Consider the following 23,076-nt stretch of genomic DNA (forward strand, 5'->3'; position numbering starts at 1 on the left):
GAGAGACGGAAATCCCTATGTTAGCTTGGATTCAACATGCATTCGAAATGGTGGTCAACGAGTGGGGCTGGGCCTTGCTGCGCGGCGCGCTGGTCACCATCCAGATTTCGTTCGGCGCCTTTGTGGTCGGCCTGCTGATCGGGTTGGTGGTGGCAATGGCCAAACTGAGCGGCAATGCCCCGGTGAAGAAACTGGCCAATGCCTATACCACCGTCTGCCGCGCCGTGCCGGAGCTGCTGCTGATCCTGCTGCTGTATTACGCCGGCAGCGATGCCATCAATGCCGTGCTGCGCCTGTTCGACATGGCCCCGGTAGACCTGAACGGCTTTGTCGCCGCCGTGACCGTGCTGGGCGTGGTACAGGGTGCCTACGCCGCCGAGATCATCCGCGGCGCGGTGCAGGCCATTCCCTATGGCCATATCGAAGCCTCCAAAGCCTTTGGCTGCGGCCGCTGGCTGACGCTGCGGCGGGTGATCCTGCCGGAAATGATGCCCTATGCCCTGGCCGGTCTGGCCAACCTGTGGATGGTGCTGATCAAGGACAGCGCGCTGATCAGCGTGGTGGGCTACAACGAACTGCTGTTTACCACCAAGCAGGCCGCCGGCTCTACCCGCCAGTACCTGCTGTTCTACATGGCGGTCGCCGCCATTTACCTGCTGGTGACCCTGCTGTCGAACGCGGTATTTGTCCGCTTCGAACGCAGCTTCCGTCGCTGGATGCCGGCCCACTGACCGAGGAGAGACAAAAATGCGTTTTGAATGGATGAGCTCCTACGGCCAGTTTTTTATCGACGGCCTGACCATCACCCTGGAACTATTGCTGTGTTCCGGCGTGCTGGGCTTCCTGCTGGCCCTGGCGGTCGGTTTCGGCCGCCTGTCCCGCCAGCCCTTCATTGCCTGGCTGAGCCTGTCGTTTACCAACCTGATCCGCGGCACGCCGCTGCTGGTACAGATTTACGTGCTGTATTACGGCGTCGGCAGCCTGTTTGTCAGCTTCCCGGCGGTGCGGGACAGTTTTCTGTGGCCCTACCTGCGTGACGGCTTCTGGTACGTGGTGGTGGCGCTGGCGCTCAGCGTCGGCGGCTACGTGGGCGAAGTCATCAAGGGCGGGCTGCGTGCCGTCCCCAAAGGCGAGCTGGAAGCCGCACGTGCCCTGGGCATGCCGCCCTTCATGACCGTACGCCGCATCTGGCTGCCGCGCGCCATCCAGATTCTGCTGCCGTCGTTGGCCGGTGAATCGGTGCTGCTGCTGAAATCCACCGCGCTGGCATCCACCGTGGCCGTCATGGACGTACTGGGTGCTGCCAATCTGGTGCGGGCGCAAACCCTGCGCACCTACGAACCCTTGTTGTCGGTCGCCCTGATCTATCTGGTACTGGCCTGGTTGATCGAACGCGTGTTCCGCAAGCTGGAACGTCGCATCCCTGTCCGAAGTGCCATTTGACCCTCTGGAGAATTAGCATGCAGTTTTCAAATCTGGTTGATCGCATTGCCGGTGAGCGGGTCGATGCCTGGAAAATCCATTCTGCCGCGCTGGAAGCCGCAGACCGGGGTGAAGATGTCATTATCCTGAGCGTGGGCGATCCGGATTTTGCCACCCCCGCCGAGATTACCGAGGCCGCCGTACAAGCCTTGCAAGATGGCGACACCCATTACAGCGCCGTCATCGGCCGCAAGGACCTGCGGCAGGAAATCGCCGCCCTGCACACCGCCCAGAGCGGGCAAGCCGTCACCGGCGATAACGTGGTGATCGTGGCCGGCGCACAAAACGGCCTGTTCTCGGTCGCCATGTGCCTGTGCCAGCCGGGGGATGAAGTGCTGGTGCCAGAGCCGATGTACCTGACCTATGAAGCCAGTATCCGTGCCAGCGGCGCTACGCTGGTGCCGGTACCGGTCGACGTGGACAACGGCTTCCATCTGGATCTGGGCCGCCTCAGCGCCGCCATCACCCCGCGCACCAAGGCCATCTTTCTGGCTACACCCTGCAACCCGACCGGCACGGTCATGACCCGTGACGAGCTGGACAGCATCGCCCGGCTGGCACGCCAGCACGACCTGTGGGTGGTGTCGGACGAAGTCTATAGCGGCATTACCTTTGAATCTGCCCACGTCAGCATTGGCGCCTTGCCCGGCATGGCAGAACGCACCGTGACGATTAACAGCCTGTCCAAATCCCACGCCATGGCCGGCTGGCGGCTGGGCTGGGTGGTAGGCCCGGCGGCCCTGATGACCCACATGGGCAACCTGGCCCTGTGCACGCTGTACGGCCTGCCCGGTTTCATCCAGCAAGCCGCCCGGGTGGCCGTGGCCCGCTATGCCGAGTTTGCCGGGCAAATGAAGGACACCTACCGCCGCCGCCGCGATATCACCCACAGTTTGCTCAAAGATATCCCCGGGCTGCGCTGCAGCCTACCGGAAGCCGGCATGTTCATGATGATCGACATCCGCCAGACCGGGCTGACCGCCGACGAATTTGCCTGGGGCCTGTTCCGCCAGACCGGCGTCTCGGTGCTGGATGCACAAGCCTTCGGCCCGTCGGCCGCCGGCTTCCTGCGCCTTGGCTTTGTGGTCAGCGAAGCGCGACTGGCGGATGCCTGCCGCCGGATTGCCCGCTACGTTGATAGCCTGGGCCTGCACGTCAGCCAACGCACACCAGAGGAAGCCCCTGTATGAAAACCCTGGGCATGTACCTGACCGAATACCTGGCCGCTTATGACGTCGATACCGTGTTCGGCATCCCCGGGGTGCACACCATCGAACTGTACCGCAGCCTGGCCGACAGCAAGATCCGCCATGTCACGGCGCGCCACGAACAAAGCCTTGGCTTCATGGCCGACGGTTACGCCCGCGTCAGCGGCAAGCCCGGGGTGTGTTTTGTGATTACCGGCCCGGGTCTCACCAATATCGCCACCGCCATGGGGCAGGCGTATGCAGACTCCATCCCGATGTTGGTCATCTCGGGCGTCAACGCCCGCGGCAAACTGGGCTCCGGCAACGGTTGCCTGCACGAGCTGCCAGACCAGCATGCGCTGGCCAAAGAAGTCTCTGCCTTCAGCCATAGCATTACCCACCCGGCCGAGCTGCCGCAAGTACTGGCCCGTGCTTTTGCCATCTTTGACGGCGCACGGCCAAGACCGGTACATATCGAAATCCCCATGGACCTGATGTCGGCCCCGGCTGATAGCCTGCCGGCGATTCCGACGCAGCCGGTCCGGATCCGGAAAGGCGCCGCCAACCAGTCGCTGATCGAGCACGCCGCCAGCCTGCTGGTGCAGGCCAAAAAACCGCTGATCCTGGCGGGCGGGGGAGCCATTCCGGCCGCCCAGCACATCGAGCAGCTGGCCGAAACCCTGGACGCCCCTACGGTGATGACCATCAACGCCCGCGGCATGCTGCCGGACCATCACCCGCTGGGCGTCTCCTACAGTGCCTCCTTGCCGGCCATCCGCCAGCTGGTGGCAGACAGCGACGTGGTACTGGCCATCGGCACCGAAATCGGCCCTACCGATTACGACATGTACGTGGACGGCCAGTTTAACCTGCCAGGGACGCTGATCCGCATCGACATCGATCCGGAACAGCTGTTCCGCAACCGGGCAGCCGATGTACCGCTGTTGGGCGACGCGGTAGAAACCGTGCAGCAGCTGCAGCGGCAACTTGGCCAACAACGCGGTGAACACCCCCAGCCAGGCCAGGGGGCAGAACGCGCGGCAGCCGCCAGCGAAATCTGCCGAGGCGAGCTGGACGCGCAAACCCGGACCGACCTCGCCTTTCTCAACCAGGTACGCGACTGCATTCCCAACGCCGTGTGGGTGGGGGATTCCACCCGCATGGTGTACGCCGGCAACCTCGGTTTTTCTGCCTTTGCCCCGGCCAGCTGGTTTAACGCCTCTGTCGGCTTTGGTGCGCTGGGCTACGGCTTGCCGGCCGCCATCGGTGCCGGCATTGCGCTGGCAGAACGGCCGGTTATCTGCCTGGCCGGCGATGGCGGCTTCCAGTTCACGCTGGCCGAACTCGGCACGGCGGTCGAAACCGGTGCCCGGCTGGTGGTACTGCTGCTGAACAACCACGGCTACGGCGAGATCAAGTCGGCCATGCAGGCGGCAGACGTCCCGCCCGTCGGGGTCGACCTGCACACGCCAGACTTTGTCGGCATCGCCCGCGCCTACGGCTGGACGGCCGACAAGCGCGACCCGACGGTGCCACTACAGCACCAGCTGGACACCCTGATGGCCAGCGGCCACCCGGTGCTGCTGGAAATCATCGACTAACCCGCAACCGGACGCGGCCACCCGCAGCACCCGCCGCGTCCCGACCATCGCAGCACGATTGTTGTTTTCACCCAGACGAGGCTACGCATCATGCATTTTACCCATGCCATTACCCGCATTCCGGCCGACACGGTGGCCAGCGGCCTGACCACCGCCAACATCGGCCAGCCAGACCCGCAAAAAACCCGCGCGCAATTCCGCGACTATGTCGACATCCTGCACCGCCTGGGTCTGACCGTTACCACCCTGCCACCGGCACCGGCCTACCCGGATGCCCACTTTGTCGAAGATACCGCGGTGATGATGCCGGAACTGGCCGTCATCACCCATCCGGGCGCCCCGTCCCGCCAGGGCGAGGTCGATACCATCGCCCCGCTGGTGTCACGCTTCCGCCCCATTGTCACCATGTCGGCCAGCGCCAACATGGACGGTGGCGACGTACTGATGATCGACAAGCACTTCTTTGTCGGCCTCACCAGCCGTACCAATCAGGCCGGCGTCGATGAATTTGCTGCGGCCATCCGCCCTCACGGCTACAAGCTGACCGTGGTCGAGGTTACCGATGGCCTGCACCTGAAATCCATCGTCAACTATGTCGGCAAAAACACCCTGATCCTGTCGCAAGACTACGCCGGTCACCCGGCTTTTGATGGCTATAACCAGCTGATTCTGGCCAAGGAAGAAGAATACGCCGGCAATACCCTGTGGATTAACGATACCCTGATCACCCCGAGTGGCTATCCGGACACGCTGGCTAAACTGAAAACCCTCGGCCTGCCCATCATCGAAACCGATACCAGCGAAATCCGCAAGATGGACGGCGGTCTGACCTGCATGTCCCTGCGCTTCTAACCCTTTCGTCCGGCTGTCTTGTACAGCCGGGCGACTTTGGTGGCTCTCTCCCTCAAGGAGATTCAGCCCCGTCCGCAACCCGGGCGGGGCTTTTTTTGTCTGCCGTTTACAGGGACTGCGTGTCTGCCATCTGCCCAGTCAGCTAAACACGGCCATTTTTGATCAAAATCACGTTTTCCATCCCAATGTCTTAAAAAATTTGACCTAGGTCAAAGAATTGCACAGGTGTTCACCAGAACATGTATTGTGTCTCATCTGTTGCAATTCGCAACCGGGTGAGCCCTGTTTTCAGTTTCAGATCAGGCTCTTAACGCGATTTATATTTAACGCTGACATGCTTTTACACACCGTCAGGGGGCATGGCACCTTGCCCCTCAACCCTTACCCGACCATGAAGCGACCATGAAGAAGAATCTGCCCGTTACAGACATCCGCCGGCCCGTGCCGGAAGGTAAATACCTGGTATCCACCACCAACCTCAAAGGCATCATCACCTCGGTGAACGATGAATTCATGCAGGTGTGCGGTTTTACCGAAGCAGAACTGATTGGCAAAAACCATAACCTCATCCGCCACCCGGACATGCCGCCGGCAGCGTTCCAGGATCTGTGGGACACCCTCAAGCAAGGCAAACCGTGGCACGGCGTGGTCAAAAACCGCTGCGCCAATGGCGACTACTACTGGGTCGATGCGCTGGTGGTCCCGATTCTGGAAGGCGATCAGGTCACCGGCTACATGTCGGTACGGCAGCAACCGACGGAAGCGCAAGTAGCAGCGGCCGATGCCCTCTACCGCGCAATCAACGCCAAACAGGCCCGCCTGCCGGGCATCCCGCTGCTGCATCGCGTCCCGCTCAATACCTGGTTCAACCTGCTGCTGATCACCATCAGCCTCGCGTTGGTCGGTGCTGCGTTTCCGGAACGGTTCCTGCCGGAAATCGCCTGGATCGCCCGCCACTTCTACCTGATCAACCTGTTCTGCTCCGGTCTGGGTATCTTGTCCGCCGCCGGCCTGATCCTGCTCAAGCGCAGCATCTTCCGCAATACCCGCTTCATCACCCGGCTGCTGAACAACATCGCCACCGGTAACCTGACCGATACCATCCCGCTCAACCGGCACGACGAACTGGGCCAGCAGCTGGATGCCCTGGTCACCATGCAGACCCACCTGAAGATCCTGATCTCCAATATCGCCGGCGCCGTGGCCTCGCTCACCCAGAGCAGCGAAGAACTGGTGGCCTGCTCGCACAAAACCCACCTGTCGTCGTCCGAGCAATCCGCTTCGGTCGCCAAAATCGCGCAGGACATCGACCGCATCAAGTCCACCATTGCCGATGTGGCCGACGGCGCGCACCTCACCGCCAATACCGTCTCCAATACCCGCGCCCACGTCACGCACGCCAACCGGCAGATGGATCTCAGCCGCGATGCCTCCCGCCAGGTGGTCACCACCGTGACCCAGGCCAGCACCAGCATGGCCAGCCTGTTCGAGTCCATCCAGGCCATCGGCACCCTCACCGATTCTATTAAGGGCATGTCGGAGCAAACCAACCTGCTGGCGCTGAACGCGGCCATCGAGGCCGCCCGCGCGGGTGAAGCCGGACGCGGCTTTTCCGTGGTGGCAGACGAAGTGCGCAAACTGGCCGAAAACTCCGCCACCCAGACCCGTGTCATCACCGACACCATTCAGGAAATCCAGCGCATTACCCAGATTGTCACCCACGAGATGGCGCAGGCCGGCAGCCACGTCACCAGTACCGATCAGGCCATGGCCCAGGGGCAAAGTACCCTTACCACGGTGTCCGAGCACGTCAACGAGGTCACCCGGCTGTCAAACGACATCGCGCTGGCCACCAAAGACCAGCACGACGCCACCACCGACGTCATGCAGCATATCGGCAGCATCCTGTCGGGCATCGACGACAACATGAGTACCATCCGCGAGATGAAAGGCCGGTCCGAGACCATCCAGTGTGCGTCGTCAGAGTTGTTGAAACAGGTGGGGCACTTCAAGCTGACCCGGCTGGCTGGCAGCAACGCCTGAGATCAGGCGGTACCACAGCACGGGCAGATTTGGGGTTACAACAGAAAGGGGATCAGTTCAGCTGCGGTTGGCAAACTTGGGCGGGGCAGGCGGCGTCTCGCCCTCGGGTGTTGCCTCCGGGGTCTGGGCTTCCAGCCCCCATTCATACCAGTCGTCCCCGAAAATCTCCATCGGGTGCTGGGTCCGGGTAGAACCGTTGCCGCAGGCTAACGCATCCACCGGGCAATACTTGTCGCACCCCCAGCAGATACGCTCCGGGTGCGCAGGGTGAATCGGGAATTTTTTGGCCATGATCGTCGTTCCGCCATCATCAACAGACAGGGAAGCTGGGCAGACAGGCAAAGGTGCCTGCGGTCTGCCAGCCGGTAACGTAATGCTACCACCCCGTGCGCGGGGTTTCTTTGATCCAGATTAGGCCGGCGACACACCAGCTGTCTACCGGCCAACCCATATTACCCGCCCGCGCAGCACGCACGGGCGGAGCGCACCGCTTACCCCTCCCGCACCACCGGAAACCAGTCCTCGCGCAAGACATCCCCCGGTTGCATATTGTGCCCCGGGTATGGCGGCGAGGTTCTGCCCGGGCGCTCCACATAACGCACGTCATCCCCCACCCAGCGTAAAGACAGCGCCCGGCGTCTGGCTGCGGTCGGGTTGCCGCGCGCACCGTGCACAGTCGCAAAATTAAACAGCACCGCGTCGCCCGGTTCCATCGCCCACTCCAGCACCTGCATGCTCGGGTCGTTGTCCGGGTCCGGCACCGGCAGATACTGGTCTGCGGTGGCAAAAAAGTCCGAGTTATCCTTCCAGCGTACCGGCAGCACCATTTTCTCCCAGCGGTGGGAGCCGGCAATCATCCGCAGCGTCGCTTCCTTCACCGGGTCTACCGGTATCCAGAAACTCACCGTCTGCTGGCCCTCGGTAAAGTAATACGGAATATCCTGATGCCACGGCGTGGGCCGCTGTGTGCCAGGCTCTTTCACCAGCACATGGTCGTGGAAGAACTGCGCCTTTTGCGACTGCATCGCCGTTGCCGCAATCTCCGCCGCGGGCGATTCAAAAATCACCTTGCGGAACTCGGGGATGCGCTCCCAGTTGCAGTAATCATCAAAAAACCGCCCCGGCTCGTCAGACAACAAGTTATCCGCCGCATACGGCCCGCGTTCGCGCAAGTTCCGCTCAATGCCCGCCGTCATGGTCTCTACCCAGTCCTTGAACACCCCGCGCAAGCACACGGCACCATCACGCTGAAAAGCCGCTATCTCTTCTTCCGTCATCCACGCTGCCATACATCCCCCACTGGTTCAGTGCTTGATTAGACCGGCACCCGTCAACGGGCCGGTGACAAATCAATTATTGCATCGGCACTTCAAAAGATTAAATAATAAGAACCGATATGGCTCACCGGATTTTCTGATGAAGATACACCTGCGACAACTCCGCTACGCACTGGCCACCGCCCGGCTCGGCAACATGACCCAGGCCGCAGACAGCCTGTTTGTCTCGCAACCGGCCATCTCCACCGCCATCAACGAGCTAGAAGCCCTGTACGGCCAGGCGCTGTTCATCCGCCAGCGCGGTACCGGCATGACGCTCACCCCGTTTGGCAAGCGCGTCATGCAAAAGGCCAGCCAGATACTGCGAGACGCCAACGAGCTGGAAAACCTCGGCAACGATGTCACCCACCTGCAAGGCGAACTGGTACTCGGCTGCTTTGTAGACCTGGCCCCCTACTGCCTGCCGCAGCTGCTCAAGCGTCTGCACGTCAGCCACCCGCATATCCGCGTCATCATCCAGGAAGCCGGCTTTGACGATATCGCCCGCCAGCTGGCCAACGGCGGCATGGACCTGGCCCTCAGTTACGACCTGGGCCTGCCACCCGGCATGCACAACACCATCTGCTGCGAGCTGCCCGCCTACGCCATGCTGCCGCCAGACCACCCGCTGACCCATCAGCCCGCCGTATCGCTGGCAGAGCTCGCCGCCCACCCGCTCATCCTCACCAACCAGAGCTACAGCTGGCAACACGTGCTGGACCTGTTCCGCTTCTACCAGCTGCAACCGCAGCAGCTCTACCGCACCCACTCCTTCGAGCTGCAACGCGGCATGGTCGCCAACGGCCTTGGCGTGGCCATTGCCTACACCCGCCCGGTGGGCGACCACTGCTACGACGGCAGCCGCGTCGCAATCCGCCCCATTGCCGACCCCATCCCCATGCAGCGCATCTTGCTCTCGCGCGATGGCACCCGGCCCGAAACCGCCATCACCACCGCCTTTAGCAACATCGCCTTGGCGTGGTTTGCCGGCAGAACCGTCTTTGGCACCAACGATAACGCTTAGCCATTTCAGCTCAGAGCAGGCTCAAAGCAGGCTCACGGCCGGTACCCGCCGGCCCACCCCGCCATAACCGACAAATGGATATGGTAATCATTCACTATCAGGCGCATCATTAAAAATGCTCGGCAAGCGGCAGCACCTGCCATTGCCGGATCACCCGCCATCCGCGACCGTCCCCCACCAGCCCGGCCACCGCATGACCACATCCGGCGTTGCACCGTGTCTGCCCGCTGTTTCACCACAGACGCCTGACTCACCACGTGCATGACCACCTCATGGCGTCACCCCAAACGACAGACAAGGAGGATCACAAATGCCCAAATACGTTATCGAACGCGACATCCCCGGGGCCGGCAAACTCTCCGCCGCAGACCTCAAAGGCATCTCGCAAAAATCCTGCGGCGTCCTCAGCAGCATGGGCCCGCAAATCCAGTGGCAGCACAGCTACGTGACTGATGACAAAGTCTACTGCGTCTACATTGCGCCAGATGAAGAAGCCGTGAGGAAGCACGCCGAAATGGGCGGCTTCCCCGTCAACAAGATCTCAAAAGTCACCACCATTATTGACCCGATCACCGCAGAATAAGCATGCCCGGCCGGCTGTTTAATCCCGGCGAGTCTGCACCATTATCCGCTGCCAGTTGCTTTAACCCGACTGGCAGTTTTTTGGTTTTACACAAGGATCGTGGTCAAGATACGGTGATGCCACCTAAGGCAGCTTCCTGATTCTTTCCTGCCATTCAGTTTGACGGAGTGCCTCCGTGAGAAAATCGACAAACGCACGCACTTTGGGCGGGGTCAGTCTTGTGTGTGCATAGTAAACATGAATGGCGCCTACCGGGCTAGGCAAGTCGGGTAGCACCTGCACCAACCGGCCCGCATCCAGATGCGGCAGGACATGATGCGCGCCTAGCCTGGCCAGCCCCATGCCAGCAAGTGCTGCATCCAGAACGGCATCGAGGTCAGACAATATCAAGCGGCCATCGACTGGCGCCGTCACGGTTTCCCCGCCTACACGAAAATCCCAGCTTCTTAAGCGTCCTGTAGTGGCTGATCGCAAGCGAATGCAATCATGCCGTGCCAAATCTTCTATCGTCTCTGGCTGGCCATGTCGCGCCAAATACGACGGCGCCGCGACGGTCAGCAGTTTGAGGGGCACCAATTGCCGCGCGACCACATTGGCGTCCTCCGTGACACCAGCCCCAATCGCGGCATCATAATTTTCCCGCACTAGGTCTACGTAGCGGTTCTCAAAGCTCCAGTCCAGCCGGATACTTGGATAGCGCGCTAAAAACGCCGGTAGTAACGGCAAGATATACTGGCGTGCAAAACCTGGCGCAACACTCACTCGCAACGTGCCGGCGGGCTGAGCATCCCGTTCTGTGAGCGACACCAGCGCCTGTGCCAACTGACGGGCCGGGGCAGAGGTTTCCATATACAAACGCTCGCCAGCCTCCGTCAGCGTCAGATGGCGCGTACTGCGCTGAAACAGCCTCGTCCCCAGATCTCGCTCGAGCTTGGCCACATGCTTGCTGACAGCAGCAGGCGTTAGTCCCAGCAAATTCGCCGCAGACGAGAAACTCCCCATTTCCACTGTCTTGAGAAAACTTTCCAGGCTGCGCAGATCGTTCATGAAATTCATTCCAATTCGTTGAAATATATTCACCAGATTACAGACTAATCAGATCGAATAAAAGTACCTAGAATGGTAGCCATATCAACACTTTTCTGGAAACTGTCGTGAACCCAAATCGAATTCTGCTCGTGTATGCACACCGCCATCCAGCATCCTCGGTCATCAACAAAGCGCTGCTTGGGGTGGCCAATCAACTGAGTAACGTAACCGTGCATGATCTGATGTCGCGTTACCCGGACTATCAAATCGACGTAGCCCAAGAACAGCAGTTACTGCTGAACCACGATGTCATCGTGCTGCAGTTTCCATTTTATTGGTACAGCACACCGGCCATTCTCAAAGAATGGCTGGATGCCGTATTGAGCTACGGCTTTGCCTATGGCTCAGGCGGGGACAAACTGCGTGGCAAGCGCCTGATGATCGCCACGACAACCGGTGGACCCGCCGATGCCTATCAGGCAGGCGGTTACAACCAATTTACCTTAAGCGAACTGTTAAGACCGCTGCAGGCAACCGCCAATCTCGCCGGCATGAACTATCTACCCATTTTTTCCGCAAGTGGCGTAAGACAGCTTGACCCGGCAGGAATCGATCACGTGTTAACGGCTTACCATGCCCGGCTAAGCTCACTGTAATCAGCATCTACCCTTAGGAGAACAACATGTCCAATACCATTCTCATTACCGGTGCCAGCGGTACCATTGGCCGCGAACTGACAACCGTCCTCAAAGCCAGACATGTCCAACTGGTGATCGGCTCATCATCAGGAAAAACCGTCGCGGGGCTCGAGACTCGCCGGACCGATTTCAGCGATCCAGACGGTTTGATACAAGCCTTCCAGGGCATTGATACCCTGTTTTTACTCTTGCCGTTGCAGTCCAACATGCTGGAACTCGCGCGGAACGCGGTGACTGCCGCCAAGGCTGCAGGTGTGCGGCATATCGTCCGCTCGTCTGGCGCAGGGGCCGACCCATCCAGCCCATTTGCTATTGCAAAGGTGCAAGGCGAGATCGACCAATTGGTCATCAACTCAGGCATCGCATACACGCTGACGCGCCCCAACAATTTTATGCAAAACTATGTGAATTTTTACGGTGGCATGTTACGCAGTGGCGCGCTGTATCTTGCTCAGGGTGATGGCGCCATCTCACTGATTGACGCCCGGGACATCGCCGCCGCAAACGCAGCAATCTTGCTCGATCCCGCCAGTCATGCTGGTAAGCACTACACGCTCACCGGCGCACAAGCGCTCACGAACACAGAAGTTGCAGCGCAAGTGGGTGCCGCAACCGGTAAGTCCATCCAGTATGTGGCCGTCTCGGACAATGCAGCCGAAAGCGCGATGCGCGACATAGGCATGGATACATGGAGCATCGAGATCATGACCAGCCTGAACCAGATTATCACCGCAGGCTACGCCGCCGCCGTGAGTGACGATCTATCCCGGCTGATTCAGCAGCCAGCCCGCAGCTTCCAGGCCTTTGTTTCGGAGCACACAGCCGTATGGCAATAGCCTAACCACCGCCGCGTCTGTATGTCCAAACAGATATGTGCACCGGTGTGTTCATCCATCCAACCACAGCCTGCCGGTTTAGCATGGCTGGCCGTGGCTTGGTGATTCACGCGTTGGTTCGCCTACCAAAGCACCAGCAAAGCGGCAAAGTTCAAACTGAATGTCATTCATGTTTAATGCATTTATTTGTCATTCGCCAGCAGGACGCTTAAAGTAAGCACATCTCAATGTACGCTAAGATCATGTATGGCCAACAAACCATGGACCAGAGCAGAAGTTCTCATCGCCATTAACCTGTACTGCCAACTCCCCTTTGGGCAATTCACCCAAGGCAACAGCACCATCAAGAAAATCGCACCGCTACTGGGCAGAACCCCGTCTTCATTGGCCATGAAACTCTGTAACCTCGCCAGCCTAGACCCCGTCATCACCAGCACTGGCCGCAAAGGGCTAGAAGGTGCCTCCAAACTCGACAAAACCACTTGGGAAGAATTCATAGCAAACCCAGACGCCATCGGCTATGAAAGTCAACTACTGGTAGATCAACTCACAGGGCAGAGCAGCGACATCACCGAAGTAGCAACAGAAGACGAACACACCACCGACTACAGCGCAGACACCATCAGCACCACCGTGCAAGTTCGGGTGCGGCAATCCTTTTTCCGCAAAAGTATTCTCAGCAGCTACAACAACCAATGCTGCATGACCGGTATTTCCGAACCCCGCTTACTCATCGCCAGCCACATCGTCCCATGGAAAGACAACCCTAAACAGCGCCTCAACCCCGCCAATGGCCTCTGCCTATCCGCCCTGCACGACAAAGCCTTTGATATCGGCTTAATCACCGTCACCCCAGACTATCTCATCCAAGTATCACCAGCCTTACGCAGCCAAGCCCAAAACGGTATCGCCAAAGATTACCTACTGGGTTTGCATGGTCAAAAAATCACCATGCCGAGCAAGTTCGCACCCCATCGGGATTTCTTGGCCTATCACCAAGAACATGTGTTTCGGCAAAGTGAATAATCACCTTGACGCTATCTTAATCACCTTGACGCTATCTGCTTAATGAACCAGGCTAAACTCATCGTTTACGATATGTGAAAGCCAAGTCATGCAAGCGCAACAATTCCAGCTGTTGGCCGCATACCTGCTCAAAACCCACTATGGATTGATGCTGACAGATACCACCCTATGTGAGGACTATCCACAGGGAATTGATGATGGGGATCACGTGTTTGCCATTATCAACCGACTGGCAGAGAAATTTGATTTAGTGCGTGTGGACAACATCACCAACCAGTGTCTCACTGCAATGGATGAAACAGAAGCACTTGAAAATCTTTGCATTGCTATTACCCGCTAAGCTGTAAAAGTCGTGCAAAGACAAACGAAAAAACTTCAGACTCGAACGCAAAGTGTCACTCATAAATGGGGGTCATCATGTGCGTCACTCGATGTTTATTCAGACTAAAGCTTTCCCTCTTTGCAAGATTCGATCAAAGCTATATACATGCTCTGACGGACTTTCTTCGCAACGACCCACCAAGCGATTTGGAAACTGTTTCCCTCCATCACGGAGTAGAATTTTACCAGTACACTTGGGGCATTGTGCGCTATAACGGACAAGACGAATTTCTTTTTTTGCAGAACTGTGATGATCTGACGCTGTAGCGAGTTCTAACTGGGCGTTATCTTCTTTAAGCGCAAAAAAGGTACTTGGTGCCATGATGATTCGCCAATCAGCCAACTGAATGATCGGTTTGATCGTCCACCACCCAAAAAATGCAATGACAGAGGTGGGAAGTAGCCATTTGATAATTTCAAGCGCGTTATGGCTCAGATACATTGAACTGAAATAAGCAGATGCCAAGGTAAGTGCAATGATGATCAAATTTAAGAAGTAATACCCTAGGAACAGCCACTTCCGCCAGCCGGCAAGTTTGTAACTGGTCTTGAATAATTTTCTGGCCCACCAAGCCGGGATCACCTGAGTATCTAGGATATAGACGATCTCATCTTTCGTTCGCTGATGGCTTGCCGTATCCTCAGCACCCTGTTGATTCACCTCGAAACATTCAAAGTAATACTTTGACGTATGCCCTTGGCCGCCTGGACTGGTTTGCTTTCTTGGAAGGCAGTACCACTTCCGTCCTTGACCCCGTGCCCTTTTCTGCATGCCTTCTGCATGCTGATTTTCAAAGTCTTTTAACTTATCCCAGATCGGACTCATCCAGCGAGAAGGTTCTTTCCCCGACACTTTTCCATCTGCATACAACTGTAATTGTTCGGCTTCATATCTGGATTGTGCTTTCCCGTCCTTAATCCGCTGGATTTCCACCCGTAACCACTGTTGAAGTACCTGATAAGGTTTAGTTGGAAGTCCTAGATAGTCTACAAATTCCAGCAAGGTTTCGAGACCTTCAAGATATCCGTTGCCCATGCTGTTTTCCTGGTTTTTATCATTTTCCATAATAAGATCAATATCTTGCATATCAGTCTCGAACAGTTGTATGAGGGTTTCGGACTATTCTAATCGCATATTCATGCATACGCTAACTCCTAAGTTAACCCAAGAGGAGTTGTGACATGGACATCAGTAACCCAATGATTACTTTTGCATTAGCCGAAGATGGAAGAATGGTGCACGTGGAAGATGTGCCAACGGGTATTGATTGCAGGTGTGTTTGCCCTGGCTGTAAACACAGATTGATCGCAAAGAATGCCGGGCGAGAAAAAGCCCATCATTTTGCGCATGAAACGGGATCACACGCTGAAAAGTGTGCAGAAACAGCACTGCATCAGGCTGCAAAACAAGTCGTGCAAGATTACAAGTGGTTAGCTGCTCCTGAAGATAGTACACATCAGCAGCCAACCGGCAACATGCACTTCTCAAAGGTAATACTGGAACATCGGATGACCTCTGTCCTCGGGGAAGTAATCGTTGACTGCTTTGCCATCGCAGAGGGTGAGCCTATTGCCATAGAAATTGCTGTTCATCACAAGGTTGATGAAATCAAAACAGACAAACTAAAGCATTTAAGTATCCGAACTCTCGAAATTGATCTGAAAGATATGGTGAGCCTTCCCTGGACTTGGTCAGATCTCGAAGAGGCCGTTTTAATGGACGTGAATCGCCGATATTGGGTTGAACAGGAAGCGGAGCCATCAGTACCCACGCCCCAAATCACAGCACCCGCTTGGCAGCCTTTGACTTTTACGATTTGCGGCGCAAGCGTTTGGGTCGATAAACTCCCTTATAACTACAAAGTGAAACATCGCTTTAATGAAGATGTGAGAAAAGTTGTCGAACCGATTTGCCGGGGCAGGGGACACTGGGAGGGTAGATATCGCAACTGGATTATTTTCGAACAGTTTATACAGCAAGTGGTGAGTGAACTGCAAGCCTGTCAGCAGCAGTCTTCAAAATAACTTGGTCAGCGGGCACCGGTGATTCAGGAGGTAGGGTGGAGCAATATCAAATAACCTTGGTCGGGCAAGATTCATTGCACTCCAAGGTGTAGGGCTGGCGAGTATTGAAGTCGTATCAAGATTAATAACCAGGATTGGCTGTTTTCAAAGCGTATTGGCGGGGTGGTACAAGCCTTTGTGATAAGTCTTCATTTATGTCGCGGCTTCCTTCCGTGGTTGCACTCTACAGATTACAGGATTGTAGTATGCTGGGTAGATATTTAATATTTCGTAGCACTTGGTGGAAGATGACTAGATGAGCGAGTCTTTTGATGATTCTGAGATCGATGCGTGTGATGCGCTGCGGAGTGCAGATTCCGTCTGGGAGCCCGATGAGAGAAATGCATTTTTTGCTTCAAGTAGACCGAAGCATAAGTATGTTTCATTGGCTGTTCGTCAACAGACCGTTGCTGGTTTCAAACTTGATAATGCCGTTCCTCTCGATATTCGTGTGCATTTCGAAACCGCGAAAAACCTGTATCTATATGCCTGGTTTGTGTATCGCTTTCATCCCATTGCTGAACATCATGCCTTAGTGTCACTGGAGTTTGCCTTAAAAGAACGTCTAATGCTTCTCCATGTCGAGAATGGCAAAAAAGCCACAAGAGGACTTTCTGATTTGTTGAAAGAAGCTGCCTCCCGTCAGTTGATCCGTAATGAAAGCTTCACCCACCGGCGACAATGGGCGCTGACGCGAGCCAAAGGACGTATAACACATCAGAAAATCGATCAAATGATTAGTTCAGGTCTGGATTTCATTTCTTATCCGGAGGAAGAGGTAATCTTGACTCCCGAGGAACTCGAATTTGATTGGCTGAATCATCTTATAGCGTTGATCCCAAAAATTCGTAACGGCTATGCACATGGCTCAAGCACACTGGATCCGACTGTATTGTTCACCTTTGAAATTGTATGCGACATGATTAATCAGTTATTTACTGAGGTACAAACATATACCAAGCAGGATGAATAATCGTCGATATTTTCTAAAGATATGATCATGTTAAAACATCTTGGTCTGTTGGGCGCCTAGATCAGGCTTTACATCTCATCACTAACCAATTTTTAGAATATCTAAAGGGTAAAAGATCAGACTTAGACACTTTCCAGCGCCTATCCGCTCTGGCTAAAAAGAAGGTTTTTTTATCTCGCAAATAAAATAGCCTCCAATTATGGAGGCTATTTGCTACTCGAACTACTGACGGTAGAATCTCAAAAATCTAGAAAGTGAGAAAAATCTAGAGTTAGACGAGATCCTACATCATCAAATATCAATGTTCCCGGCCCTTAGGGCGTTATTTTCGATGAATGCACGGCGTGGCTCGACATCATCGCCCATCAGCTTGGTGAAGATTTCGTCCGCACCCATGGCGTCTTCAATCTGCACGCGCAGCAGGCGGCGCACGGTGATGTCCATGGTGGTTTCCCACAGCTGTTCCGGGTTCATCTCGCCCAAGCCTTTGTAACGCTGGAAGCTCATGCCCTTGCTGGCTTCTGCTTGCAGCCATTCCAGTGCGTCGGCAAAGGTGGCGATTTTCTTCTCGTTGTCGCCACGCTTGATTACCGCATCTTCTTTCAGCAGACCGGCCAGCACCAGGCTGGTTTTGCGCAGTTGCTGGTAATCGCCACTGTCCACAAAATCCTGACCCAGGTAGGTGATGTTGTAGTTGCCGTGTACGTGGCGGGTAATCTTCAGGTACCAGTTGTTGTCTACCGCGTCCAGCTCAGCCTCGATCTTGATTTCCTTGTCGTTCACCAGCGCTTCCAGCTCTGCAGCGGTAGCATGGCAATTGGCTTCGTTATCCAGCTTCAGCTCGATGTTGTGCAGCAGGTTGTGCAGCACGGTCTGGTCAATCACGCGGCTCTGGCGGTCAATTACCGCTTCGGCCAGCAGGTAGTCGTTGGCAATGCTTTCCAGGGCTTCGCCGGTAATCGGGTCGGCATCACGGCTGGTATACAGGCGGGCTTCTTTCAGGCAGTTGGCCAGCAAGAAGCGTTTACGCTCTTGTTCGTCTTTCAGGTAACGCTCTTCCTTGCCTTGCTTCACCTTGTACAGCGGTGGCTGGGCAATGTAGATGTGGCCACGTTCTACCAGCTCCGGCATCTGGCGGTAGAACAGCGTCAGCAGGAGGGTACGGATGTGCGCACCGTCCACGTCGGCATCGGTCATGATGATGATGCGGTGGTAGCGCAGTTTTTCCGGGTTGTATTCGTCCTTGCCAATGCCGCAGCCGAGTGCAGTAATCAGCGTAGCAATTTCTTGCGAGGCAATCAGCTTGTCAAAACGCGCTTTTTCCACGTTCAGGATTTTACCCTTCAGCGGCAAAATAGCCTGGAACTTGCGGTCACGGCCTTGCTTGGCAGACCCGCCGGCAGAGTCACCCTCCACCAGGTACAGTTCGCACAGCGCCGGGTCTTTCTCCTGGCAGTCCGCCAGCTTGCCGGGCAGGCCTACGCCGTCCAGCACGCCTTTACGGCGGGTCAGTTCGCGGGCTTTACGTGCGGCATCGCGTGCGCGGGCAGCTTCCACAATCTTGCCGGTAATGGTCTTGGCATCAATCGGGTTTTCCAGCAGGTATTCGGCCAGCTTGGCGGCGACCACTTCTTGCACCACTGGCTGCACTTCGCTGGATACCAGCTTGTCTTTGGTCTGGCTAGAGAACTTGGGCTCCGGCACTTTCACAGACAGCACGCAGCACAAACCTTCGCGCATGTCGTCGCCAGAGGTTTCTACCTTGGCTTTCTTGGCAATCTCGTTTTCTTCGATGTACTTGTTCAGAATCCGCGTCATGGCGGTGCGCAAGCCGGTCAGGTGAGTACCACCATCCCGCTGCGGGATGTTGTTGGTAAAACACTGTACCAGTTCGCTGTAGCTGTCGTTCCATTGCATCGCCACTTCAACGGTAATGCCGTCCTTCTCGCCAGAAGAATGGAAAATCCGTGGGTGCAATACTGATTTGGAGCGGTTCATGTACTCCACAAAGCCTTTTACACCACCAGAGTGGGCAAAGTTCTCGCTGCGGCCATCCCGTTTGTCAATCAGCTCAACCTTGACGCCGTTGTTCAGGAAAGACAGTTCACGCAGACGTTTGGCCAGCACTTCGTAGTGGAATTCCACCTTGCCAAAGATTTCTTCGTCGGCCAGAAAATGCACTTCCGTACCGCGGTTCTGGGTTTCACCGATAACTTTCAGTGGCGATACTTCCACGCCATTGACGATTTCCAGTTCCCGGTTGGGTACATGCCCGCGGTTGAATTCCAGAAGGTATTTCTTGCCGTCACGGCGGATGATCAGTTTTAGCCACTTCGATAGCGCGTTCACGCAAGACACACCCACGCCGTGCAGGCCACCAGAGACTTTGTAGCTGTTCTGGTTGAACTTGCCGCCTGCGTGCAATACCGTCATCACGATTTCGGCAGCAGAACGCTTAGGCTCGTGTTTGTCGTCAAATTTGATACCGGTCGGAATACCACGGCCGTTATCAGAAACAGAAATCGAGTTATCCGGATGAATGATGACCTTGATGTCATCGCAATGGCCAGCCAGGGCTTCGTCAATCGCGTTATCCACGACTTCAAACACCATGTGGTGCAGGCCACTTCCGTCAGAGGTGTCACCAATGTACATGCCGGGGCGTTTACGTACTGCTTCCAGGCCTTCTAGCTGCTGGATGCTGTCTTCGTCATAACCACTGTTGTCTTGTTGCAGATTCTGATCACTCATGGGGCAGTTTTCGATTCCGGTTTCACGTGAAACCAATGTTAGTGCAAATTAATCGTTTTCAGCCTGTTTTTAAAACAAAAGCTTTAAAATACAAATACTTAGCGTAGTTTTGAAGTGAGTAATTCCAACAAACCCACTTCAAGACCTCACTAGATGCGCATTGGCATTACCACATAACGGAAGTTCTGGTTTTCCGGTTCGGTCACCAGTGCACTGCCGTTGCTGTCCGCCAGCGCCAGTTGCATCACGTCACTGCTGCTGTGGTTTAGTGCATCCAGCAGGTAGTTGATGTTAAAACCAATATCCAGAGCGTCATAACCGTATTCGATGTCCAGTTCTTCCTGGGCTTCTTCCTGCTCGTTGTTGGCAGACTGGATGCGCAGGGTGTTGTCAGACAGCATCACCCGTACGCCACGGAACTTCTCGTTAGACAGAATCGCTACCCGCTGCAGCGCTTGCAGCAAGACCAGCCGTTCAATACGGAAGATCTTGTTGTTGTGTAGCGGAATCACGCGGTTGTAATCCGGGAACTTGCCTTCAATCACTTTCGACAGCAGTTCGATCTTGCCAAAGCTGAAACGGATCTGGTTAGAACAAATTTCAATCTTGACCGGGTCATCCACGTCGTTCAGCTGTTTCACCAGTTCCAGTACGGTTTTACGTGGAATGATGGCTTCAGAGCGTGGGCTCTGGTTACCGGTTTCAGCTTCTACAAACGCCAGACGGTGTCCGTCTGTGGCTACCAGTTTGATCATGCCGCTTTCGCTGACCAGATACAAACCATTCAGGTAGTAACGGATATCCTGGTTGGCCATGGCGTATTGCACTTTTTGCAGCAGGCTTTTCAGCGTGCTTTGGGCAATTTCCAGTGTCGTCAGCACGTCGCTGTTCATCTGCACTTGTGGCAAATCTTCTGCCGGCAAGGTGTGCAGGTTAAAACGGCTTTTGCCACTGCGAATGGTCAGCTTGTTGTTGTCGGTTTCCAGTTTTACCGGTTGGCTATCAGGCAATGCACGCAAGATGTCCAGTAGCTTTTTGGCGCTGGTGGTAAAGCGTACATCGTCACTCTGGTTGTCCAGGGTGTCGGTGGTCTGAATCTGGATTTCCAGATCCGTTCCCAGCATGCGTAAATTGCTACCTTGCTTCTCGATCAAGACGTTAGAAAGAATCGGCATGGTATGCCGTTTTTCTACAATACCGGTAACGGTTGCTAACGGTTTGATCAGTGCGTCTTTGCTTGCCTCGATAATTGCCATATCAAATAACCTTCTTTAAAAGATTTGATAATGATTAATAAGGGTAGAGCCTGTCTGTGGATAACCCATTTTAAACTTTATATTTCAAACACTTATCAGTACTTCAAACTTTGCCTGGGCTATGTTTCCAACCTGTGGATAATTTGTGACCGTTTTTTCACTTCCCGTTTATCCTCGGGTTATGCACAAACTGTGCCGCAATTTATACACGCTCGCCAATCGTTGTTTGCGCCTGTTTTTACACCTGATAATCGCTATCTGGCGCCTTGGTTTTCTGCTTTCCGGCAAGTTCATCTGCTTGTCGGCAGTCAATCACCCAAGGTTTACAGTCACTGTGTACAACGACTCACCCTCTGGTTTCCTGCGGCGGGGTGCTTCCGCAAAGTCTGGTCATGCAATTGCTGCCGGTAGCCGGTGCCAGACCAGCTGCCAGCCTTACCTTCAATTCTTCAGTATCTGCAGCAGCACGTTAAACTCGTGCGCAATATCCGCTTCGCTGCCACGCAGCTCGGTAATCTTGCGGCATGCATGCAATACCGTGGTATGGTCCCTGCCGCCAAACGCTTCGCCAATATCCGGCAAAGACAGCTGCGTCAGTTCCTTGGCCAGTGCCATGGCAATCTGCCGCGGACGCGCGACGTTACGCGTGCGCCGGCTGGAATGCATGTCCGCCACTTTAATTTTGTAGAAGTCGGCCACCGTCTTCTGGATGTTGTCGATGCTGATCTGGCGGTTCTGTACCGCCAGCAGGTCTTTCAACGCTTCCTTGGCCAGTTCCAGCGACACTTTCTGCCCGGTAAAGCGTGAATACGCCAGTACCCGCTTCAAGGCGCCTTCCAGCTCGCGGACGTTAGAGCGGATATGCTTGGCAATGAAGAACGCGGTGTTCTCGTCCAGCAGTACCCGCTCGCTCTCTGCCTTTTTCAGCAGAATCGCCACGCGCATTTCCAGCTCTGGCGGTTCGATCGCCACCGTCAGACCCCAGCCAAAGCGGGAGATCAGCCGGTCTTCCATGTTTTCGATTTCACGCGGGAAGGTATCGCAGGTAATGATCACCTGCTTGTGCGCTTCGATCAGCGCGTTAAACGCGTAAAAGAATTCTTCCTGGGTGCGGTTCTTGCCAGAGAAAAACTGGATATCGTCAATCAGCAGCACGTCCAGCGAATGGTAATAGCGCTTGAATTCGTCAAACGCCTTGTGCTGATAAGCTTTTACTACGTCACCCACGTACTTTTCGGCGTGGATGTAGCGAATCTTGGCCTGTTTGTTGTGCTGGTGCACATGGTTGCCAATGGCTTGCACCAGGTGAGTCTTACCCAGACCCACGCCACCGTACACAAACAGCGGGTTGTATGCCACCCCCGGGTTCTCGGCCACCTGCATCGCGGCAGCGCGTGCCAGCTGGTTGGCCTTACCGTTCACAAAGGTGTCAAAGGTAAAATTGGGGTTCAGCCGTGAATATTCATCCACCATCGACCGGCCCTTGCCAGGGCTGCTTGGTGCCACGGCCGGCTCCAGTACCGGCGCATCTGCGGGCGCCTTGGCGCCGGTTTTTTCAGGTTTGGGTTCCGCTGTTTTAGCCGCGGTTTTTTTGGCCGCTGCGACGACCAGCTGGATTTCACGCACTTCTTCGAAGTATTCTTCGGCCAGCAGGTGAATCCGGCTCAGGAACTTGTCCTTTACCCATTGCATCACAAACTTGTTAGGCACCAGCAGGCGCAGGCCATCCTCCGCTTCTTCAATCGAGAGCGGCTTGATCCATGTATTAAATTGTTGGGCTGTCAGCTCTGACTCGAAAACAGCCAGACAAGAAGACCAGAAAACAGCGGCATCAGACATGTATGATCAGCAGACGGTTCTACACAAGGTTATGAAACAGGTTATGGATAGGGTAGTGCAACACGGCATTGTAGCCCGTTTGGGTATCCTTATCCACCGTTTGTTCTAAAAATAGACCTTGACAAAACAGGTGCT

General features: G+C 55.6%; 21 protein-coding genes. 14 read left to right on the top strand and 7 right to left on the bottom strand.

Going from position 1 to position 23,076, the window contains the following annotated elements; translation table 11 throughout:
- Positions 1 to 17 precede the first annotated feature (17 nt).
- The 6 genes from F552_RS0117745 (at position 18) to F552_RS0117770 (ending at position 7,165) form a co-directional block, all read left to right on the top strand.
- Entirely contained in the window at positions 18 to 731 is a 714-nt protein-coding gene (locus F552_RS0117745; RefSeq protein ID WP_018153123.1) for an ABC transporter permease, read from the top strand.
- Between the two features lie 16 nt (positions 732 to 747).
- A complete protein-coding gene (locus F552_RS0117750) occupies positions 748 to 1,443 on the top strand; it encodes an ABC transporter permease (protein WP_018153124.1) in 696 nt (231 codons plus the stop codon).
- A 17-nt stretch (positions 1,444 to 1,460) separates the two neighbouring features.
- Positions 1,461 to 2,672: a pyridoxal phosphate-dependent aminotransferase gene (locus tag F552_RS19775; protein WP_018153125.1), complete on the top strand. Its 1,212-nt coding sequence runs from the start codon at positions 1,461 to 1,463 to the stop codon at positions 2,670 to 2,672.
- Positions 2,669 to 4,270: a 5-guanidino-2-oxopentanoate decarboxylase gene (locus F552_RS0117760; protein ID WP_018153126.1), complete on the top strand. Its 1,602-nt coding sequence runs from the start codon at positions 2,669 to 2,671 to the stop codon at positions 4,268 to 4,270. Before F552_RS19775 ends, F552_RS0117760 begins: the two co-directional genes overlap by 4 nt.
- A 90-nt stretch (positions 4,271 to 4,360) precedes the next feature.
- Positions 4,361 to 5,122, top strand: coding sequence for a dimethylarginine dimethylaminohydrolase family protein (locus tag F552_RS0117765; protein WP_018153127.1), 762 nt, complete (start codon positions 4,361 to 4,363; stop codon positions 5,120 to 5,122).
- A 402-nt stretch (positions 5,123 to 5,524) separates the two neighbouring features.
- A complete protein-coding gene (locus F552_RS0117770) occupies positions 5,525 to 7,165 on the top strand; it encodes a methyl-accepting chemotaxis protein (RefSeq protein WP_018153128.1) in 1,641 nt (546 codons plus the stop codon).
- A gap of 57 nt (positions 7,166 to 7,222) precedes the next feature.
- On the opposite strand, the gene F552_RS0117775 is transcribed toward F552_RS0117770, so the two are convergent.
- Both F552_RS0117775 and F552_RS0117780 read right to left on the bottom strand, forming a co-directional pair.
- Positions 7,223 to 7,456, bottom strand: a complete 234-nt coding sequence (locus tag F552_RS0117775) for a DUF3079 domain-containing protein (RefSeq protein WP_018153129.1) — start codon at positions 7,454 to 7,456, stop codon at positions 7,223 to 7,225.
- A 200-nt stretch (positions 7,457 to 7,656) separates the two neighbouring features.
- On the bottom strand, positions 7,657 to 8,454 hold the full coding sequence (locus F552_RS0117780; protein WP_026182869.1) for a phytanoyl-CoA dioxygenase family protein: 798 nt from the start codon (positions 8,452 to 8,454) through the stop codon (positions 7,657 to 7,659).
- Positions 8,455 to 8,581: 127 nt separating this feature from the next.
- Here F552_RS0117780 and F552_RS0117785 point away from each other — a divergent pair, with 127 nt between their 5' ends.
- Positions 8,582 to 9,505: a LysR family transcriptional regulator gene (locus F552_RS0117785; RefSeq protein WP_018153131.1), complete on the top strand. Its 924-nt coding sequence runs from the start codon at positions 8,582 to 8,584 to the stop codon at positions 9,503 to 9,505.
- 310 nt (positions 9,506 to 9,815) lie between these two features.
- Entirely contained in the window at positions 9,816 to 10,088 is a 273-nt protein-coding gene (locus F552_RS0117790; protein ID WP_018153132.1) for a DUF4242 domain-containing protein, read from the top strand.
- Between the two features lie 123 nt (positions 10,089 to 10,211).
- Here the strand turns inward: F552_RS0117790 and F552_RS0117795 are convergent, their stop codons facing one another.
- Positions 10,212 to 11,135 carry a LysR family transcriptional regulator gene (locus tag F552_RS0117795; protein WP_018153133.1) on the bottom strand — a complete coding sequence of 308 codons (924 nt, stop codon included), beginning with the start codon at positions 11,133 to 11,135 and terminating at the stop codon, positions 10,212 to 10,214.
- Positions 11,136 to 11,242: 107 nt separating this feature from the next.
- Here F552_RS0117795 and F552_RS0117800 point away from each other — a divergent pair, with 107 nt between their 5' ends.
- From F552_RS0117800 to F552_RS19780, 4 genes are all read left to right on the top strand, one after another.
- On the top strand, positions 11,243 to 11,773 hold the full coding sequence (locus tag F552_RS0117800) for an NAD(P)H-dependent oxidoreductase (protein ID WP_026182870.1): 531 nt from the start codon (positions 11,243 to 11,245) through the stop codon (positions 11,771 to 11,773).
- A gap of 26 nt (positions 11,774 to 11,799) precedes the next feature.
- Positions 11,800 to 12,651 (top strand): NmrA family NAD(P)-binding protein, encoded by an 852-nt coding sequence (locus tag F552_RS0117805; protein WP_018153135.1) that lies wholly within the window; start codon positions 11,800 to 11,802, stop codon positions 12,649 to 12,651.
- Positions 12,652 to 12,897: 246 nt separating this feature from the next.
- A complete protein-coding gene (locus F552_RS0117810) occupies positions 12,898 to 13,677 on the top strand; it encodes an HNH endonuclease (protein ID WP_018153136.1) in 780 nt (259 codons plus the stop codon).
- Positions 13,678 to 13,765: 88 nt separating this feature from the next.
- The gene (locus F552_RS19780; protein WP_018153137.1) at positions 13,766 to 14,017 is read left to right on the top strand and encodes a TA system toxin CbtA family protein; all 252 of its coding nucleotides are present in this window, start codon (positions 13,766 to 13,768) and stop codon (positions 14,015 to 14,017) included.
- Between the two features lie 99 nt (positions 14,018 to 14,116).
- Here the strand turns inward: F552_RS19780 and F552_RS20225 are convergent, their stop codons facing one another.
- On the bottom strand, positions 14,117 to 15,145 hold the full coding sequence (locus F552_RS20225; protein WP_018153138.1) for a hypothetical protein: 1,029 nt from the start codon (positions 15,143 to 15,145) through the stop codon (positions 14,117 to 14,119).
- A 95-nt stretch (positions 15,146 to 15,240) separates the two neighbouring features.
- Between F552_RS20225 and F552_RS0117825 the strand changes: the two genes are divergently transcribed.
- Both F552_RS0117825 and F552_RS0117830 read left to right on the top strand, forming a co-directional pair.
- Positions 15,241 to 16,083 (top strand): competence protein CoiA family protein, encoded by an 843-nt coding sequence (locus F552_RS0117825; RefSeq protein ID WP_018153139.1) that lies wholly within the window; start codon positions 15,241 to 15,243, stop codon positions 16,081 to 16,083.
- A 295-nt stretch (positions 16,084 to 16,378) separates the two neighbouring features.
- The gene (locus F552_RS0117830) at positions 16,379 to 17,095 is read left to right on the top strand and encodes a hypothetical protein (RefSeq protein ID WP_018153140.1); all 717 of its coding nucleotides are present in this window, start codon (positions 16,379 to 16,381) and stop codon (positions 17,093 to 17,095) included.
- 291 nt (positions 17,096 to 17,386) lie between these two features.
- Here F552_RS0117830 and gyrB read toward each other — a convergent pair whose 3' ends face one another.
- The 3 genes from gyrB to dnaA all read right to left on the bottom strand — a co-directional run bounded on the left by gyrB (position 17,387) and on the right by dnaA (position 22,941).
- Positions 17,387 to 19,846: a DNA topoisomerase (ATP-hydrolyzing) subunit B gene (gene gyrB, locus F552_RS0117835; protein ID WP_018153141.1), complete on the bottom strand. Its 2,460-nt coding sequence runs from the start codon at positions 19,844 to 19,846 to the stop codon at positions 17,387 to 17,389.
- Between the two features lie 149 nt (positions 19,847 to 19,995).
- Positions 19,996 to 21,102, bottom strand: coding sequence for a DNA polymerase III subunit beta (gene dnaN / locus F552_RS0117840; protein ID WP_018153142.1), 1,107 nt, complete (start codon positions 21,100 to 21,102; stop codon positions 19,996 to 19,998).
- A gap of 441 nt (positions 21,103 to 21,543) precedes the next feature.
- Entirely contained in the window at positions 21,544 to 22,941 is a 1,398-nt protein-coding gene (gene dnaA, locus F552_RS0117845; RefSeq protein ID WP_018153143.1) for a chromosomal replication initiator protein DnaA, read from the bottom strand.
- Positions 22,942 to 23,076 lie beyond the last annotated feature (135 nt).

The sequence above is a fragment of the Leeia oryzae DSM 17879 genome (assembly GCF_000376945.1).
Classification (GTDB): Bacteria; Pseudomonadota; Gammaproteobacteria; order Burkholderiales; family Leeiaceae; genus Leeia; species Leeia oryzae.

Bases quoted from the DNA above. Each gene is read 5' to 3' on its own strand.
- F552_RS0117745 (WP_018153123.1), top strand. From the start codon at position 18: ATGTTAGCTTGGATTCAACATGCATTCGAAATGGTGGTCAACGAGTGG.
- F552_RS0117750 (WP_018153124.1), top strand. From the start codon at position 748: ATGCGTTTTGAATGGATGAGCTCCTACGGCCAGTTTTTTATCGACGGC.
- F552_RS19775 (WP_018153125.1), top strand. From the start codon at position 1,461: ATGCAGTTTTCAAATCTGGTTGATCGCATTGCCGGTGAGCGGGTCGAT.
- F552_RS0117760 (WP_018153126.1), top strand. From the start codon at position 2,669: ATGAAAACCCTGGGCATGTACCTGACCGAATACCTGGCCGCTTATGAC.
- F552_RS0117765 (WP_018153127.1), top strand. From the start codon at position 4,361: ATGCATTTTACCCATGCCATTACCCGCATTCCGGCCGACACGGTGGCC.
- F552_RS0117770 (WP_018153128.1), top strand. From the start codon at position 5,525: ATGAAGAAGAATCTGCCCGTTACAGACATCCGCCGGCCCGTGCCGGAA.
- F552_RS0117775 (WP_018153129.1), bottom strand. From the start codon at position 7,456: ATGGCCAAAAAATTCCCGATTCACCCTGCGCACCCGGAGCGTATCTGC.
- F552_RS0117780 (WP_026182869.1), bottom strand. From the start codon at position 8,454: ATGGCAGCGTGGATGACGGAAGAAGAGATAGCGGCTTTTCAGCGTGAT.
- F552_RS0117785 (WP_018153131.1), top strand. From the start codon at position 8,582: ATGAAGATACACCTGCGACAACTCCGCTACGCACTGGCCACCGCCCGG.
- F552_RS0117790 (WP_018153132.1), top strand. From the start codon at position 9,816: ATGCCCAAATACGTTATCGAACGCGACATCCCCGGGGCCGGCAAACTC.
- F552_RS0117795 (WP_018153133.1), bottom strand. From the start codon at position 11,135: ATGAACGATCTGCGCAGCCTGGAAAGTTTTCTCAAGACAGTGGAAATG.
- F552_RS0117805 (WP_018153135.1), top strand. From the start codon at position 11,800: ATGTCCAATACCATTCTCATTACCGGTGCCAGCGGTACCATTGGCCGC.
- F552_RS0117810 (WP_018153136.1), top strand. From the start codon at position 12,898: ATGGCCAACAAACCATGGACCAGAGCAGAAGTTCTCATCGCCATTAAC.
- F552_RS19780 (WP_018153137.1), top strand. From the start codon at position 13,766: ATGCAAGCGCAACAATTCCAGCTGTTGGCCGCATACCTGCTCAAAACC.
- F552_RS20225 (WP_018153138.1), bottom strand. From the start codon at position 15,145: ATGCAAGATATTGATCTTATTATGGAAAATGATAAAAACCAGGAAAAC.
- F552_RS0117825 (WP_018153139.1), top strand. From the start codon at position 15,241: ATGGACATCAGTAACCCAATGATTACTTTTGCATTAGCCGAAGATGGA.
- F552_RS0117830 (WP_018153140.1), top strand. From the start codon at position 16,379: ATGAGCGAGTCTTTTGATGATTCTGAGATCGATGCGTGTGATGCGCTG.
- gyrB (WP_018153141.1), bottom strand. From the start codon at position 19,846: ATGAGTGATCAGAATCTGCAACAAGACAACAGTGGTTATGACGAAGAC.
- dnaN (WP_018153142.1), bottom strand. From the start codon at position 21,102: ATGGCAATTATCGAGGCAAGCAAAGACGCACTGATCAAACCGTTAGCA.
- dnaA (WP_018153143.1), bottom strand. From the start codon at position 22,941: ATGTCTGATGCCGCTGTTTTCTGGTCTTCTTGTCTGGCTGTTTTCGAG.